At 70.3% G+C, this 14,612-nt stretch carries 12 protein-coding genes and 1 rRNA gene; 11 read left to right on the top strand and 2 right to left on the bottom strand.

Annotated features, from left to right (window positions below; all coding sequences use genetic code 11):
• Window positions 1-87 (top strand): 5S ribosomal RNA (gene rrf / locus KZX17_RS07105); the annotation flags it as partial.
• A 76-nt stretch (window positions 88-163) separates the two neighbouring features.
• On the opposite strand, the gene KZX17_RS07110 is transcribed toward rrf, so the two are convergent.
• Window positions 164-1,252, bottom strand: coding sequence for an FAD-dependent oxidoreductase (locus KZX17_RS07110; RefSeq protein ID WP_248171690.1), 1,089 nt, complete (start codon window positions 1,250-1,252; stop codon window positions 164-166).
• A gap of 70 nt (window positions 1,253-1,322) precedes the next feature.
• Between KZX17_RS07110 and KZX17_RS07115 the strand changes: the two genes are divergently transcribed.
• From KZX17_RS07115 to KZX17_RS07140, 6 genes are all read left to right on the top strand, one after another.
• A complete protein-coding gene (locus KZX17_RS07115) occupies window positions 1,323-3,011 on the top strand; it encodes an ABC-F family ATP-binding cassette domain-containing protein (RefSeq protein WP_248171691.1) in 1,689 nt (562 codons plus the stop codon).
• Between the two features lie 47 nt (window positions 3,012-3,058).
• Complete coding sequence (locus KZX17_RS07120) at window positions 3,059-4,180, top strand: GuaB3 family IMP dehydrogenase-related protein (protein ID WP_248174718.1); 1,122 nt, start codon at window positions 3,059-3,061, stop codon at window positions 4,178-4,180.
• Window positions 4,180-5,052: an SURF1 family protein gene (locus KZX17_RS07125; RefSeq protein WP_248171692.1), complete on the top strand. Its 873-nt coding sequence runs from the start codon at window positions 4,180-4,182 to the stop codon at window positions 5,050-5,052. The genes KZX17_RS07120 and KZX17_RS07125 overlap by 1 nt, the downstream gene beginning before the upstream one ends.
• A gap of 10 nt (window positions 5,053-5,062) precedes the next feature.
• Window positions 5,063-5,581 carry a DUF3817 domain-containing protein gene (locus tag KZX17_RS07130; RefSeq protein WP_248171693.1) on the top strand — a complete coding sequence of 173 codons (519 nt, stop codon included), beginning with the start codon at window positions 5,063-5,065 and terminating at the stop codon, window positions 5,579-5,581.
• On the top strand, window positions 5,578-7,158 hold the full coding sequence (gene guaA / locus KZX17_RS07135) for a glutamine-hydrolyzing GMP synthase (protein WP_248171694.1): 1,581 nt from the start codon (window positions 5,578-5,580) through the stop codon (window positions 7,156-7,158). The genes KZX17_RS07130 and guaA overlap by 4 nt, the downstream gene beginning before the upstream one ends.
• Window positions 7,159-7,280: 122 nt before the next feature.
• A complete protein-coding gene (locus KZX17_RS07140) occupies window positions 7,281-8,873 on the top strand; it encodes a PAS domain-containing sensor histidine kinase (RefSeq protein WP_248175604.1) in 1,593 nt (530 codons plus the stop codon).
• Window positions 8,874-9,012: 139 nt separating this feature from the next.
• Here the strand turns inward: KZX17_RS07140 and KZX17_RS07145 are convergent, their stop codons facing one another.
• Window positions 9,013-9,921, bottom strand: a complete 909-nt coding sequence (locus KZX17_RS07145) for a Bax inhibitor-1/YccA family protein (RefSeq protein WP_248174720.1) — start codon at window positions 9,919-9,921, stop codon at window positions 9,013-9,015.
• A gap of 163 nt (window positions 9,922-10,084) precedes the next feature.
• On the opposite strand from KZX17_RS07145, the gene KZX17_RS07150 reads away from it, so the two are divergent.
• The 4 genes from KZX17_RS07150 (at window position 10,085) to KZX17_RS07165 (ending at window position 14,471) form a co-directional block, all read left to right on the top strand.
• On the top strand, window positions 10,085-11,092 hold the full coding sequence (locus KZX17_RS07150) for a glycerophosphodiester phosphodiesterase family protein (protein ID WP_248171696.1): 1,008 nt from the start codon (window positions 10,085-10,087) through the stop codon (window positions 11,090-11,092).
• 89 nt (window positions 11,093-11,181) lie between these two features.
• The gene (locus KZX17_RS07155; RefSeq protein WP_248171697.1) at window positions 11,182-12,423 is read left to right on the top strand and encodes an MFS transporter; all 1,242 of its coding nucleotides are present in this window, start codon (window positions 11,182-11,184) and stop codon (window positions 12,421-12,423) included.
• 39 nt (window positions 12,424-12,462) lie between these two features.
• Window positions 12,463-13,395, top strand: coding sequence for an ABC transporter ATP-binding protein (locus KZX17_RS07160; RefSeq protein WP_248171698.1), 933 nt, complete (start codon window positions 12,463-12,465; stop codon window positions 13,393-13,395).
• Window positions 13,392-14,471 (top strand): ABC transporter permease, encoded by a 1,080-nt coding sequence (locus tag KZX17_RS07165; RefSeq protein ID WP_248171699.1) that lies wholly within the window; start codon window positions 13,392-13,394, stop codon window positions 14,469-14,471. The genes KZX17_RS07160 and KZX17_RS07165 overlap by 4 nt, the downstream gene beginning before the upstream one ends.
• Window positions 14,472-14,612 lie beyond the last annotated feature (141 nt).

A 14,612-nucleotide genomic window follows, 5' to 3' on the forward strand; every position in this document is an offset into this window, starting at 1 on the left:
GGTCACATTCCGAACCCGGAAGCTAAGCCTCACAGCGCCGATGGTACTGCAGGGGGGACCCTGTGGGAGAGTAGGACACCGCCGGACTTCTTTCGATCGAATGCCCCGACCAATGCTGGTCGGGGTATTCGTGGTTAACTCGCATTTCGATCGAAGTGCGGTCTCACGCGATGCGGAATGGGGCGGCTGCTCGCGCCGAGTCGTCGAGGGCCAACGCAGCGAGTGTGACGCCGATGCCCGGGGCGAACTTGAACCCGTGTCCCGAGAACCCCGCACCGACGACGACCGAGCCCACCCGGTCGAGGATGAAGGATGCGTCGGGTGTCGACGTGTAGGTGCAGGAGATGTGCACCCCCGAGTCAGGGTCGAGGCCGGGCATCCACTCTCGGACGTACTCCGCGAGCTCGCGAGCATGGGTCGTCCGGCGCGGACGTTCGTCGGGGTCGACGACGTCGCCGACAGCGTGCAGGCCGACTTTGACGCCTTCGCCCGGCGTCGGCATGCCGTAGATCGGCGCTCCGCCGCCGACGAAATGGTTGAACGACGGCCATGTCGCATCATCGACGGGCGAGAAGTGCGCGGGCGTCTCCTCCGTCACCCGCAGAACGGGAAGGCGGATGTCGGGCACCAGCCGTTCCGTCCACGCTCCGGCGGTCACGACGACCCTGTCCGCGTCGAGAACCGCTCCCGAGGCGAGGGTGACGCGCGCGCCGTCATCACTCGCCTCCAGACCGCGGACCGGAGTCGACCACCGAACGTCGCCGCCCGCGCGCGCCACCCGACGCTCGAGTTCTCGGAGCGCCGCCGCAGCGCGGGCGACGCCCGCCTCGGCGGAGAACAGCACGTCGGACTCGAACCGCATCCCGCGCCAGCGCCGCGAGGCCTCGACGCCGCTCAACAGGTCTGCCGCGATACCACGGGAGCGCAGCGCCGCCGCGATCGTACTCAGGCCGCTGCCGGTCCCGCCCAGGTCGAAGCCCGTGCCGTGCGTGACGAGTCCGTGCAGACGGAGAAGCGGCTCGCCGTCGACCTCGCCGAGGTCGTCCCAGCCCGTCCTTGCCAGCTGCAGGAGGTCGAGGTAGTGGTCCTGCGTGTACGCATTGTTGAAGTTCCGCGTCTCGCCGTGCGAGGCGCCTTCGTGATGCCCCCGCGCGAACCGATCGAGGACGACGGGACGGATGCCGCGACGCGTCAGCTCCCACGCGGTCGCCAACCCCATGATGCCGGCGCCGATCACGATCACTCGGGTCATCGTCACAGCATCGCACGTCTGATCGGATAGGCTGGTCGGCTCCGCTCATGGAGCGGAAGGACTGATCACCGTGGCCCACATCGACGTGCAGAACGTCTCCTTTTCGCTGCCCGACGGCCGCCCTCTGCTCGACGGGATCAGCTTCCGAGTGCCCGCCGGCTCAACGACTGCGCTCATCGGGCAGAACGGCGCGGGGAAGACGACGCTGCTGCGCATCCTCCGCGGCGAGCTCCCCGCGCACGGCGGCGCTGTCTCGATCGATGGGTCGCTCGGCGTCATGGACCAGTTCATCGGCCACGGCACGGCCGGGCAGACGGTCCACGACCTGCTCATCGCCGTCGCGCCGCGCCGGATCGCGGCCGCTGCGCGGGAGCTCGAGGAGTCCGAGAACGCCCTCATCGAGCTCGACGACCTCGACGGGCAGATGCGGTATGCGGCGGCGATCGCCGACTACGCCGATGCCGGCGGATACGAATACGAGACCGTGTGGGACACATGCACGACGGCGGCACTCGGCATCCCGTTCGTCCGTGCTCGATACCGCGAACTCGTCACGCTGTCAGGCGGCGAGCAGAAGCGTTTGGCGCTCGAGGCCCTCCTGCGCGGAAGCGACGATGCGCTCCTGTTGGACGAGCCCGACAACTCCCTCGATGTTCCCGGCAAGCGTTGGCTCGAGGAGCGGCTGCGGGAGTCTTCGAAGACGGTGCTTCTGATCTCTCACGACCGCGAACTGCTCGCACGAGGGGCCGATCGCATCGTGAGCGTCGAGGCGGGCGCCGCGGGCAGCACCGCCTGGGTGCACGGCGGCGGGTTCGCCACCTACCATCGGGCTCGCGAGGACCGGATGTCGCGGCTCGACGAGCTGCGCCGTCGTTGGGACGAGGAGCACGCGAAACTCCGGCGGTTCGTCGCCGACATGAAGGTCAAGGCCGCCGCGAGCGATGAGTTCGCGTCGCGATACCGGGCTGCGCAGACGCGGCTGCGGCGGTTCGAGGAGGCCGGGCCTCCCGAGGAGCGCCCCCTGGAGCAGCGGCTCGACCTGCGCCTGCGCGGCGACAGGACGGGCAAGCGCGCCGTCGTCGCCAACGGACTCGAGCTGACAGGGCTCATGCGTCCGTTCGACCTCGAGGTGTGGTTCGGCGACCGGGTCGCCGTGCTCGGGTCCAACGGGTCCGGAAAGTCGCATTTCCTCCGTCTGCTCGCGGGCGGCGGGACGGACCCCGACGCCCTGCTCGGCCACGTCACCACAGCCGGCGCATCCCTCGACCGCGTCGCGCACACGGGACGTGCGACGCTCGGCGCCCGGGTCATTCCGGGCTGGTTCGCGCAGAGCCACCGGCGCCCCGGATCCGAGGGGCGGTCCCTGCTCGACATCCTGCACCGCGGGGACGACCGTCGGAACGGGATGCGACGGGATGCCGCGAGCTCCGCGCTCGATCGCTACGGCCTCGTGTCCCAGGCCGAGCAGGACGTCGCGAGCCTGTCGGGAGGTCAGCAGGCGCGGTTCGAGATCCTGCTGCTCGAGCTCTCGGGTGCGACCCTGCTGCTGCTCGACGAACCCACCGACAACCTCGATCTCGTGTCGGCGGAAGCGCTCGAGAAGGCGCTCGACGCGTTCGCAGGCACGGTGCTCGCGGTCACGCACGACCGCTGGTTCGCTCGGTCGTTCGACAGATTCGTGGTGTTCGGTGCGGACGGCGCCGTATATGAGTCCGATGAGCCGGTCTGGGACGAGCGACGGGTGGCGCGAGCCCGCTGAGGCGCCGGGCGGCGGTCGGGCCCCGACGGTAGGCTGGGACGGTGACCATGGAAATCGAGCTCGGCCGCGCCAAGCGCGCGCGTCGCGCGTACGCCTTCGACGACATCGCGGTGGTGCCCTCTCGGCGCACGCGCAACCCCGAGGACGTCTCGACCGCCTGGTCGATCGATGCCTACAGCTTCGGCATCCCGGTGCTCGGCGCCCCGATGGATTCCGTGATGAGCCCCCGCACCGCGATCATGCTGGGTCAGCTCGGCGGCCTCGGCGTGCTCGATCTCGAGGGTCTCTGGACGCGCTACGACGACCCCGAGCCGCTCCTGGCCGAGATCGCGGCGCTTCCGACCGACGGCGCGACCCGTCGCATGCAGGAGCTGTACTCCGCACCGATCAAGCCCGAGCTCGTCCGCGATCGACTCGCGGAGATCCGTGCGGCCGGGGTCACCGTCGCCGGTGCGCTCACACCGCAGCGGACCCAGGACCTCTACGAGACCGTGGTCGCGGCGGGCGTCGATCTGTTCGTCATCCGCGGCACGACCGTCTCGGCCGAACACGTCTCGAGCGTCGACGAGCCGCTCAACCTCAAGAAGTTCATCTACGACCTCGATGTGCCCGTCATCGTCGGCGGCGCCGCCACCTACACCGCAGCGCTCCACCTGATGCGCACCGGAGCGGCCGGCGTCCTCGTCGGCTTCGGTGGGGGAGCGGCGTCCACCACCCGCGCCACGCTCGGCCTGCATGCGCCGATGGCCACCGCTGTGGCCGACGTCGCCGGCGCACGTCGCGACTACCTCGACGAGTCGGGCGGTCGATACGTGCACGTCATCGCCGACGGCGGTGTCGGAACCTCGGGTGACATCGTGAAAGCCCTCGCGATGGGTGCCGACGCCGTCATGCTCGGTGTCGCGCTCGCGCGGGCGACCGATGCTCCCGGCCGCGGGTTCCACTGGGGCCCCGAGGCCCACCACGCGAAGCTGCCCCGCGGTACCCGGGTGGAGGTCGGCCAGGTCTCCCCGCTCGAGGAGATCCTGTACGGCCCGGCGCCCGTCGCCGACGGCACAGCGAATCTGATCGGCGCGCTGCGCAAGTCGATGGCCACCACGGGCTACTCCGACCTCAAGGAGTTCCAGCGCGTCGAGGTCGTCGTCGCGCCGTACAGCTCGTCCCGCTGATGACCGATGCCCGCGTGACCGGCGACCTCCCAGAGGTCTTCCCGCCGACGCTGCGCGAGGTGATGCTCCGCCCGTTCTGGATCGGGATGCTGGGTCTCGCCCTGCTCGTCGCGGCGATCTTCGCGTGGCTCGGCCAGTGGCAGCTCGGCAATGCCATCGACACCGACCCGCCGCCTGCCGGGATGACGGAGGAACTCCGCCCCATCGCCGACGTCGTCGCCCCCGGACAGTACCTCGCGGAGCCGCTCGTCGGTCAGCGGGTGGAGGTGTCGGGCTCGTTCGTCGCCGGGGACTTCACCGTGATCTCGAGTCGGTTCGACGAGGGCGAGCCCGGGTACTGGGTCGCGGGGCAGCTGCGGGTGGACCCGACGTCGGCAGGCGCGGACACGCCCACCTCCCTCGCCGTCGCGGTCGGCTTCACGTCGGATCGGGCGGAGGCGGAGACCGCTGCGTCCGCTCTGGATGCCGCTCCGCCACAGGAGGTCGCGCTCACCGGCCGGCTCATCTCCGACGAGGGGGCACAGGAACCCCCGCGGGACGGCGACCCGTTCGAGGTGACGGCGATGTCGCCCGTCGCGCTGCTCTCGCAGTGGAGCGACATCGACGGCCTCGAGGTGTACCGCCCCTACCTCGTGTCCGCGGAGGCGTTCGGCGGGCTCGGCGCGATCCACTCGCCTGCACCGGGTGAGCTGTCGTCGGTGAACTGGCTGAACATCTTCTACGCCATCGAGTGGGCGGTCTTCGCCGGCTTCGCCTTCTACATGTGGTACCGGCTGGCCCGGGACGCATGGGAGAAGGAGGTCGAGGCGATCACCGGATCCGACGACGAGGGCGAGGACGCCCGCGCAGAGCACGCCTCGTCGCGCCCGTAGACTGGAAGCCATGCCCGTCCAGCCCAAACTCGCCTCGTTCCCGGCGATCCGCGGCGCCCTGCGGTTCTACCAGATCGCATCGATCATCACCGGTGTCGGCCTGCTCCTCCTGGTCGCTGAGATGATCCTGAAGTACACCCCGATCCACGTCGAGCTCTTCGCCGGCGGATCGGGCGGCCTGCTGTGGTTCGCGACCGCCATCCCTGGTCCGGACTGCCAGTGGTTCTCGCTCTTCGTTCCCGGGATGGATCAGTGCGACATCGTCTCGACGGGCGACGGCATCAACATCTCGCTCGCGATCCTCGTCGTGCACGGCTGGTTCTACGTCGTGTACCTCTTCGCGTGCTTCCGCGTCTGGAGCCTGATGCGCTGGCGCTTCCCGCGCTTCATCGTGCTGGCGCTCGGCGGCATCGTGCCGCTCCTGTCCTTCTTCATGGAGGCGAAGGTCGCCCGCGAGGTCAGGGAGTACCTGGCCGCGCGGGAAGCCGCCGCATCCGTCCCCCTCGAGACCCCCACGGAGACCCGGTGACCGAGCAGACCGAAACCTCGCAGCGCCCCGTCCTGGTCGTCGACTTCGGCGCCCAGTACGCACAGTTGATCGCCCGCCGCGTGCGCGAGGCCGGCGTCTACAGCGAGCTCGTCCCGCACACCGCCTCGGCGGCGGAGATCGCCGAGAAGAACCCCGTCGGGATCATCCTCTCGGGCGGTCCGTCCTCCGTGTACGAGGAAGGGGCGCCCCAGCTCGACTCCGGGGTGTTCGACCTCGGTGTACCGACGCTCGGGATCTGCTACGGCTTCCAGGTGATGGCGAAGACCCTGGGCGGCGAGGTCGCGAACACCGGCCTCCGGGAATACGGTGCGACGGATGCCACGATCGTCACCGACAACGTCCTCCTCGGCGGCCAGCCGGTCGACCAGAACGTGTGGATGAGCCACGGCGACCAGGTGAGCGCTGCTCCCGCGGGCTTCGAGGTCCTGGCGCGCACGGCAGCGACCCCGGTGGCGGCGTTCGCCAACGACGCGCGCGGGCTGTACGGCGTGCAATGGCATCCGGAGGTCAAGCACTCCGACCACGGTCAGCAGGTGATCGAGAACTTCCTGCACAAGGCGGCGGGGCTCCCCGCCGACTGGAACAGCGACAATGTGATCGCCGAGCAGGTCGAGAGGATCCGGGCGCAGGTCGGCACCGGCCGCGTGATCTCCGCCCTCTCGGGCGGCGTCGACTCGGCGGTCTCGACGGCGCTCGTTCACAAGGCGGTCGGAGACCAGCTCACCGCGGTGTTCATCGATCACGGGCTCCTGCGCAAGGGCGAGCGCGAGCAGGTCGAGAACGACTACGTCGCCTCGACGGGTGTGCGCCTGATCACCGTCGACGCGCGCGAGACCTTCCTGGACGCCCTCGCCGGCGTCAGCGACCCCGAGCAGAAACGCAAGATCATCGGCCGTGAGTTCATCCGCGCCTTTGAGAAGGTGCAGTCGGACCTCATCGCCGAGGCGGCCGCGGACGGCGACCCCATCGGATTCCTCGTCCAGGGCACGTTGTACCCCGACGTCGTCGAGTCGGGCGGCGGTGCCGGGACGGCGAACATCAAGAGCCATCACAATGTCGGCGGCCTTCCCGAGGACCTGCAGTTCGAGCTCGTCGAGCCGCTCCGGACCCTCTTCAAGGACGAGGTCCGCGCCATCGGCCGTGAGCTGGGCCTCCCGGAGGCGATCGTCGGGCGCCAGCCCTTTCCGGGGCCCGGCCTCGGCATCCGCATCGTGGGTGAGGTCACCGCTGACCGTCTCGAGATCCTGCGTGACGCCGACGCCATCGCCCGCGCGGAACTGACCAAGGCGGGCCTGGACGGCGAGATCTGGCAGTGCCCGGTCGTGCTGCTGGCCGATGTCCGCTCGGTGGGCGTCCAGGGCGACGGCCGCACCTACGGCCACCCGATCGTGCTCCGTCCGGTCTCGAGCGAGGACGCGATGACCGCCGACTGGACGCGGCTGCCCTACGACGTGCTCTCGAAGATCTCCAACCGGATCACGAACGAGGTCCGCGAGGTCAACCGCGTGGTGCTCGACGTCACGTCGAAGCCCCCGGGGACCATCGAATGGGAGTGAGCCGCGGGGTCATCCCCGCGGCGTCGACGGCGGTCGACCCTTGACACGAGGCCGCCGCCGCCGAGAGGGTGGGTGCGGGCCGTTGCCCGTTTCGCACCGCCGACTGAGGAGGGGGTGACTGGGTGATCGAGCGACCCCGTACGCAGCCGTACGCGCAGATAGTCCTCGCTGCGGCGAGCCTGCTCATCGTCCTCATCCTCGGCGTCATCGACAGCGAACGGATCACGCCGCTGCTGCTGACCGGATTCGGCGTGATCGTGCTGAGTACGGCGGCGATGACCGCCGTGTGGCTCGCGCAGCCGGCGAACCGGACGGCGTGGCTCGCCGCCATCCCCCTGGCGCAGATCGTGGCGTGCGTGCCGCTGCGAGACGCGGGCATCGACGTGCTCCCCGCGTCGGGATTCCTCCCGATCTTCCCGTTGGGCTGGCTCGCCTTCGCCTTCCCCCTCCCGGCCGTCGTGGCCGGGGTCGCGCTGACCGCACTCGGCCCGCTGTTCACCGCGCTGCGGACCGGTGGGCTCACCACCGTCGGTGACGTCATGGCCGTGCTGACGCTGCCGATCCTGATGGCACTGTTCGCGGTCACCATCGTCTTCATCGCACGCGATCTGGGCCGCGCGCGCTCGAGCGTCGACAACGTGTCGACGCGCCTCGCCGACGCTCTGCGGATGTCGGGCCGGGACGGCGCCATGCTCCGAGCCACCCTGGATGCCACCGACAACGCGGTCGCGGTGTTCGGTCCGGACGGGCGACCGATCCTCGTCAACGCCGTGGCCGCCGAGATCAGCGGCCGTTCGGGGATCGACGACGTCGATCGCGACGGATTCGCCGGCCTCATCTGGCGCGCCGATCCGCTCATGCCCCCGCAGGCGACATCGGCCGACTTCGTCGAGCGCGTCCGCTCGGGCGACTTCGCCGCACCGCGTGTCGTCGAGTTCGGTGCGGATCCGCGCAGGGTGATGCAGGTCATCGTCCGGCCCGTCGTCGCCGACGGCGATGAAGTGGGCATCGTGGTCGTCGGTCAGGACGTCACCGAGCTCGTCAACGCCGTCGAGGTCCGCGACCGCTTCCTCAGCACGGTCGGGCACGAGTTCCGCACGCCCCTCACGGTCATCCTCGGGCACACCGACATCGCCCTCATGAAGGATTCGCCTGAGAAGGAGCGGTGGGAGGCGGTCGAGAGGTCGGCTGAACGTCTGCTGCGGCTGGTGGAACGACTGATCGCCGCCGGGCAGTCGTCGCGCGACGTCGAGTCGCGCTCCGGGGCGTCGCACGTCGGCCCCGTCGTCAAACACGCCGTCGCCGAGGTCTCGGCACGCGCGAAGGAGCGCGGCCTGCGTATCGAGGTCGCGGACATGCCCGAGCTCACCGCCCGCATCGCCGTCCGCGACCTCTCGTCCATCCTGGAAGAACTCCTTCGCAACGCGGTGGAGTTCACCCCGGAGGGCGGGGGAGATGTGGTCGTCTCCGCGCGCGAGGACGGGCGGGACGTCATCGTGACGGTCGCCGATCAGGGCGTCGGGATGACCGACCAGGAGCGCAGCCACGCATTCGAACGGTTCTACCGTGCGCCCTATGCGCGCGACTTCGCCGTGCCCGGTCCCGGTATCGGACTGTCCATCGCGGCGTCCCTGGCAGAGGCCTACGGCGCCAGCGTCTCGCTGGCCGCCCACCACCCCCGCGGGACGACCGCGGCCCTGCGGCTGCCGTCCTGACCACGCTCCGCCGCCGGACGGTGGCGGTCGCACGCGCACGGGGGAGCGGAATCCGACTGGCATCTGCTGTGTCAACGGGCGGGGAGAAACGACGAAGGCCGCCCGGTCATCCGGACGGCCTTCGTGTGCGCGGTCGAGGTCAGTCGCTGCCGCGCAGGATCGCGATGATGCGCAGGATCTCAACGTAGAGCCAGACGACGGTCACCATGATGCCGAAGGCACCGACCCAGCCGAACTCGCGCGGAGCCCCGTTGCGGGCACCCTGCTGGACCATGTCGAAGTCCTGCACGAGCGAGTACGACGCCATCAGGACGACCAGCAGGCCGATGACCAGGCCCAGGGGGATGCCGAAGATCTCCTGGCTGTACAGACCGAAGGTCCCCTCGGTGACACCCGTCCACATGAGGACCAGGTTGACGAGGCCGAAGACCAGGTAGCTGACCATCGCGATCATGAAGATCTTGTTGGCCTTCTTGCTGACGCGGACCTTGCCGCTCGCGAACAGGGCGAGGGTGACACCGACGACGACGAGCGTTGCGATCGTGGCCTGCAGGACGACGCCCGGCCAGATGAACTCGAAGTACGCCGAGATGCCGCCGACGAAGAGGCCCTCGGCTGCCGCATACGCCCAGATGAGTGCAGGCCGCACCTTCTTCCGCGAGGTGAAGGTGATCACGAGCGCGAGGACGAAGCCGACCAGTGCGCCGATGATCCACGGCATGATCGTGAGGTTCGCGGGGTCGACCTCGGTCGGCATGAGCGAACCGCCGAGGGTCCAGAACCATCCCACGAGGGCCGTGACGAGGAGGATGCCGAAGAGGCCGGCCGTCTTGACGACGGTGTCCTCGACGGTCATGCGCCCCGTGTCGTTCGAGGATGCCGCGGGTGCGGCGTACATGCCTTCGAGCTGCGCGCTCGCGGCGACATCGGCGGCCTGGTGCGAGGCGGCCGAGTGGTTCGTCTGGGCGGCAGGGGGCGTCAGGCCGGGGCGGCGCTGATCCTCCTGGAACACCGGATTGTTGAAGGCGAAATTGCCGGACGCTGCCATTGTGTGTCTCACTCCAAAAGTCGACTCACAGCGCTGTGCTGTCGATCCAGCGTATCGGACCGTGATTCCGCGGGTGCTGTACCCCGCTGTGAGAGGTCTATGAGCACGCGCGGGAGGGGGCCCGGAGCGCCTTCCGGTCGAGGCTCGGAGCTAGCCTGAGGGCATGCCCCGGCATCCCCCGCTCGTCATCGGGCACCGAGGGGCGCCCGGGTACCGCCCGGAGCACTCCCGGTCGTCCTACGCCCTGGCCCTCGAGTTCGGCGTCGACGCCGTCGAACCCGACGTGGTCTTCACGAAGGATCGCGTCGCCGTCGTCCGCCACGAGAACGAGATCGGCTCGACCACCGATGTCGCCTCCCATCCGGAGTTCGCGGGGCGCCGGACGACGAAGCGCATCGACGGGGTGGAACACACGGGATGGTTCACCGAGGACTTCACGTGGGATGAGCTGGCCACGCTGCGCTGCCGCGAGCGCCTGCCGGCGCTCCGCCCCGCCAGCGCAGGCTTTGACGGCGAGCAGCCGATCCTCCGGCTGCGCGAGCTCCTCGACCTCGTCCGCGACGTCGGTCTGCAGCAGGGGAGGGAGATCGGGGTCGTCCTCGAGATCAAGCACGCCACGTTCTTCGCGTCGCTCGGTCTCGACGTGCCGGCGCTGATCGCGGCCGAGCTGCGGGATGCTCGTTGGGCGGACGGCGAACTACCCCTGACCGTCGAGTCGTTCGAGCAGACCGTGCTCGGCGGCGTGCGGGACGAGGGGGTGCGCGGCCGGTACGTGTACCTGCTCGAGGCATCCGGTCGTCCGTTCGACCTCGCTTCGAGCCGCGGGCGCTCCGCCCCGCACTACGCGGATCAGGTGCAGCCCCAGGGCCTCGACCGGCTCGCCGGCGAGGTGGACGGCATCAGTCTGGACAAGACCATCGTCCTCGATCGGCGACGACGGATGCCGGTGGTCGCCGAGGCGCAGCAGCGGGGCCTGCTCGTCTACGCCTGGACCTGCCGCCCCGAGAACGCCTTCCTCGCGGCGCCGTACCGTCGGGGACGATCGAAGGCCGCGTTCGGCGACTGGGAGGCGGAGTGGGACGCCATCGCCGCGACCGGCGTCGACGGCGTCTTCGTCGATCATCCGGACCTCGGTGTCGCGCACTTCGGACGTCCAGGTGCGCGCCGCTAGACTGGACGCGGTGCGAACGCACCCCGTGTAACTACCTGATCCGTTGGAGAGTCAAGGCGGCACGACGCCTCTCTCCCGCGAAGGTACCCATGTCCGGTCCCGTCACCGATGTCCGTCCTGCCGTCCCCCTCGGCCGGCCCATCCGCGCTCTCGCCGGCAGCGTCGGCCTCGGCTACTTCGCAGTCGCACTCATCGCGCGGTTGCCCTACGCGATGATCGTCGTCGGCGTCCTGACGATGGTCGTCGATGCGCGCGGCTCCCTGGGGGTCGGTGGATTGACCTCCGCCATGGTCGGTCTCGGAACGATCGCGACCGGTCCGCTCATCGGCGCCGCAGCGGACCGATGGGGGCAGCGTCCCGTGCTGCTGCTCGCAGCCCTCGTCCAGAGCCTCGTCCTCGTGGCGCTGGTCGCCGTCGCCTACGGAGACACCCCCGACGGGCTGCTCCTGCTCATGGCCGCGCTCGCGGGTGCCACGGCCCCGCAGGTGTCGCCGATGTCCCGTGCCCGCCTCGTGGGCACGGTCGGTCGGCTGCGACTGGCTCCCGATGACCGAGGGCGGTTGCAGGAGTCCACGATGGGCTACGAATCCGCGGTGGATGAGACGGTCTTCGTCTTCGGCCCCGTGCTCGTGGGTGTCGTCGCGATCGCGGCGAACCCCGCGGCGCCCGTCCTGGCGGCAGCCGCCCTGACCCTCGTCTTCGTCTCGGCGTTCGCGCTGCACCCCACTGCCCGCACCGCATCGCACGCCGTGGCTGCGGGCGATCGGCAGCCGGCCCGGGCAGTGGCCCGGCCCGGCATCCTGCTCGCCGCATTCGGCACCTTCGCCACCGGGCTCTTCTTCGGCGCCATGCTGACCTCGCTCACCGCGTTCGCGGATGAGGGCGGCTTCCCCGAGCAGACCGGCATCCTCTACGGGATCATGGGCATCGGGTCGGCTGCGCTCGCCCTGTCGGTCGGTCTGCTGCCGCGCCGGTTCACGCTTCCGTGGCGGTGGATCGGCTTCACCGCCGTCGTCCTCGTCGGGGCGGTCCTCGCCGCCGGCGCGACCGGCGCGATCTCGATGGGCTGGGCGTTGGCCCTCGCAGGCTGCGGTATCGGGCCGACGCTCGCGACGCTGTATGCGCTGGCGGCGGCTCGCGCGCCGCGGGGACGCGAGGCGACCGTCATGTCGATCCTCGGCTCGGCGGTCGTCGTGGGTCAGGCCCTCGCCAGCATGGTCGTGGGGCTGGTGGCCGAGTCCGCAGGGGCATCCCTCGCCGTCTGGACGCCGGTCGTCGCGGCGGCCTTGCTCCTGGTCGCCGGGGCGGCGAACCTGCGGGTCCGCCGCTGAAGCCGCGTCCGTTCACAGCCGCCCTCTAGGGTGAGCCATATGACAACCGCCGGCATCCTCGCTGAGGGGGTGCGGCGTTCGTTCGGGAACGTCCACGCCGTCCGCGACGTCACCTTCCACGCGCCCGAGGGCGCCGTCACAGGTCTGGTCGGTCCCAACGGAGCCGGCAAGACGACCCTCCTCCTCATGCTCGCGTCGCTGCTGGCTCCGGACGCGGGTTCGATCCGCATCGCCGGGGTCGATCCCGTGGCGGACCCCGCGGGTGCGCGCGCACTCTTGGGATGGATGCCGGACGCGCTCGGCGCGTGGCCGTCGCTGACCGCGCGGGAGACCATCGCCGTCACGGGCCGCCTGTCGGGGCTGGACCGCGTCGCCGCGTCGGCCCGGGCGGCGGAGCTGCTCGGCACCGTCGGGCTGGAATCGCTCGGTGATGCACCCGCCAGGGTGCTGTCACGCGGGCAGAAGCAGCGCCTCGGACTGGCGCGAGCGCTCGTGCACGACCCACGCGTCCTGCTCCTCGACGAGCCCGCGTCCGGTCTCGACCCCCAAGCCCGGATCGACCTCCGGCTGCTGCTGCGCTCGCTGGCGGCGGAGGGGCGAACGATCCTCGTGTCGAGCCACATCCTCTCGGAACTCGAGGAGGTCGCCGACGACGCGGTCTTCATGATGATGGGGGAGACCGTCAACCCCGACCGCGTCGCGCAGGCGGCCGAGCGCGCACGCCCCTGGCGCATCCGCCTCGCGGATCGGGATGCGAGGGCCGCGGCGCTGCCGGTGGCGCAGGCCCTCGGCCTCGATGTGGCGGCGATCCCCGTCGACCGGCGCGATCTCCTCGTCAGCTTCACCGGGGACGCCTCCGCGGCCGAGGCGCTCGCCGCGCTCGTCGGTGCGGGGCTGCCGGTCGCAGAGTTCTCCGCCGCCAGCGGGGTCCTCGAACACACCTTCCTCGACCTCGAAGGGGGCGCGCGATGAACCTCTCGCGGCTGTGGACCATCACCCGCCTCGATCTCACCCAGCGCATCCGGACCGTCTCCTGGTACGTGCTCCTCGGCGTCTTCGCGCTGCTGCTCGTCGGCACCACCGCCCTCGCCTTCCTCGCGTTCTCGGGCATGGAGGATTCCGGACCGGGCGTCTACTCCGTGGTCGTCTTCGTCACGCTCCTGCTGGTCGTCCTCATCTCGCCGACCCTGAGCGGCAACTCGATCAACGGCGACCGCGACGCCGCCACCCTGGCGTCGCTGCAGGTCACGCAGGCAACGACCGCCGAGATCCTGCTCGGCAAGTTCCTCGCCGCGTGGCTCACCGGACTGACCTTCGCCCTCGTCGCCGTGCCCTTCCTCGTCGTCGCCACCCTGGGCGGCGGGGTGAACCCCGGCGCCGTCGTCGTGTCGGCGCTCGTGCTCATCGTCGAGGCGGGGGTGGTCGCCGCGCTCGGGACCGCGTTCAGCGGCATCCTCTCGCGCCCCCTTTTCTCCGTCGCGACCACCTATCTCGTCGTCGCCGCGCTCACGCTCGGAACGGGCATCGCCTTCGGTCTGGTGGGGACGAGCATCACGTCCGAGCGCACGGAGCGGTACCTGGCCGCCGAGTACGACGCGACGGGCGCTCCCGTCTGCAGCGACGGGTCGCGCTCGTGCCCGAACGATCCGGAGCTCTGGACCTGCGAGGCCGACCAGGAGGCGTACACCAGTCGCATCCCCCGGTTCGACTACGTGTGGTGGATGCTGGCGCCGAACCCCTTCGTCATCCTCGCGGACGCGACCCCCGTGCAGTTCGACCGGTACGGCACCCCGGTCGATCTGTTCGGATACGCGAAGTACGTGGTCCGGCAGGCGCAGGTCGCTCCCGAACTCGATGTCACCTACAGCGACTGCGATCCGGACGCCTACAACAGCGATTCGCCGGAGACGGTGATCGCCGAGACCGTCCCGAGCTGGTTCGTCGGGCTCGGCGGGCAGGTGCTGGTTGCGGGGCTCCTGCTCTGGTGGGCCGGGATGCGCACGCGCACGCCCGCCCGGAAGCTGCCGGCGGGTACGCGGATCGCCTGATCAGGGGTGGCGGCGCGGGGTGAGGATCCTCTCATCTGCGCCGTCATCTCTTGGGGGAACGTCAGGGGATGCATAGCCTCCTATCAGCCTCGGCTGCGGACTCCCACTCGGAGGACCGCGACAGCCACGCCGAGTGCTCCT

Source organism: Microbacterium sp. EYE_78, from assembly GCF_023149035.1.
In the GTDB taxonomy this organism is placed as follows: Bacteria; Actinomycetota; Actinomycetes; order Actinomycetales; family Microbacteriaceae; genus Microbacterium.

Bases quoted from the DNA above. Each gene is read 5' to 3' on its own strand.
- KZX17_RS07110 (WP_248171690.1), bottom strand. From the start codon at position 1,252: ATGACCCGAGTGATCGTGATCGGCGCCGGCATCATGGGGTTGGCGACC.
- KZX17_RS07120 (WP_248174718.1), top strand. From the start codon at position 3,059: ATGGAAATCGAGCTCGGCCGCGCCAAGCGCGCGCGTCGCGCGTACGCC.
- KZX17_RS07125 (WP_248171692.1), top strand. From the start codon at position 4,180: ATGACCGATGCCCGCGTGACCGGCGACCTCCCAGAGGTCTTCCCGCCG.
- KZX17_RS07130 (WP_248171693.1), top strand. From the start codon at position 5,063: ATGCCCGTCCAGCCCAAACTCGCCTCGTTCCCGGCGATCCGCGGCGCC.
- KZX17_RS07145 (WP_248174720.1), bottom strand. From the start codon at position 9,921: ATGGCAGCGTCCGGCAATTTCGCCTTCAACAATCCGGTGTTCCAGGAG.
- KZX17_RS07150 (WP_248171696.1), top strand. From the start codon at position 10,085: ATGCCCCGGCATCCCCCGCTCGTCATCGGGCACCGAGGGGCGCCCGGG.
- KZX17_RS07155 (WP_248171697.1), top strand. From the start codon at position 11,182: ATGTCCGGTCCCGTCACCGATGTCCGTCCTGCCGTCCCCCTCGGCCGG.
- KZX17_RS07160 (WP_248171698.1), top strand. From the start codon at position 12,463: ATGACAACCGCCGGCATCCTCGCTGAGGGGGTGCGGCGTTCGTTCGGG.
- KZX17_RS07165 (WP_248171699.1), top strand. From the start codon at position 13,392: ATGAACCTCTCGCGGCTGTGGACCATCACCCGCCTCGATCTCACCCAG.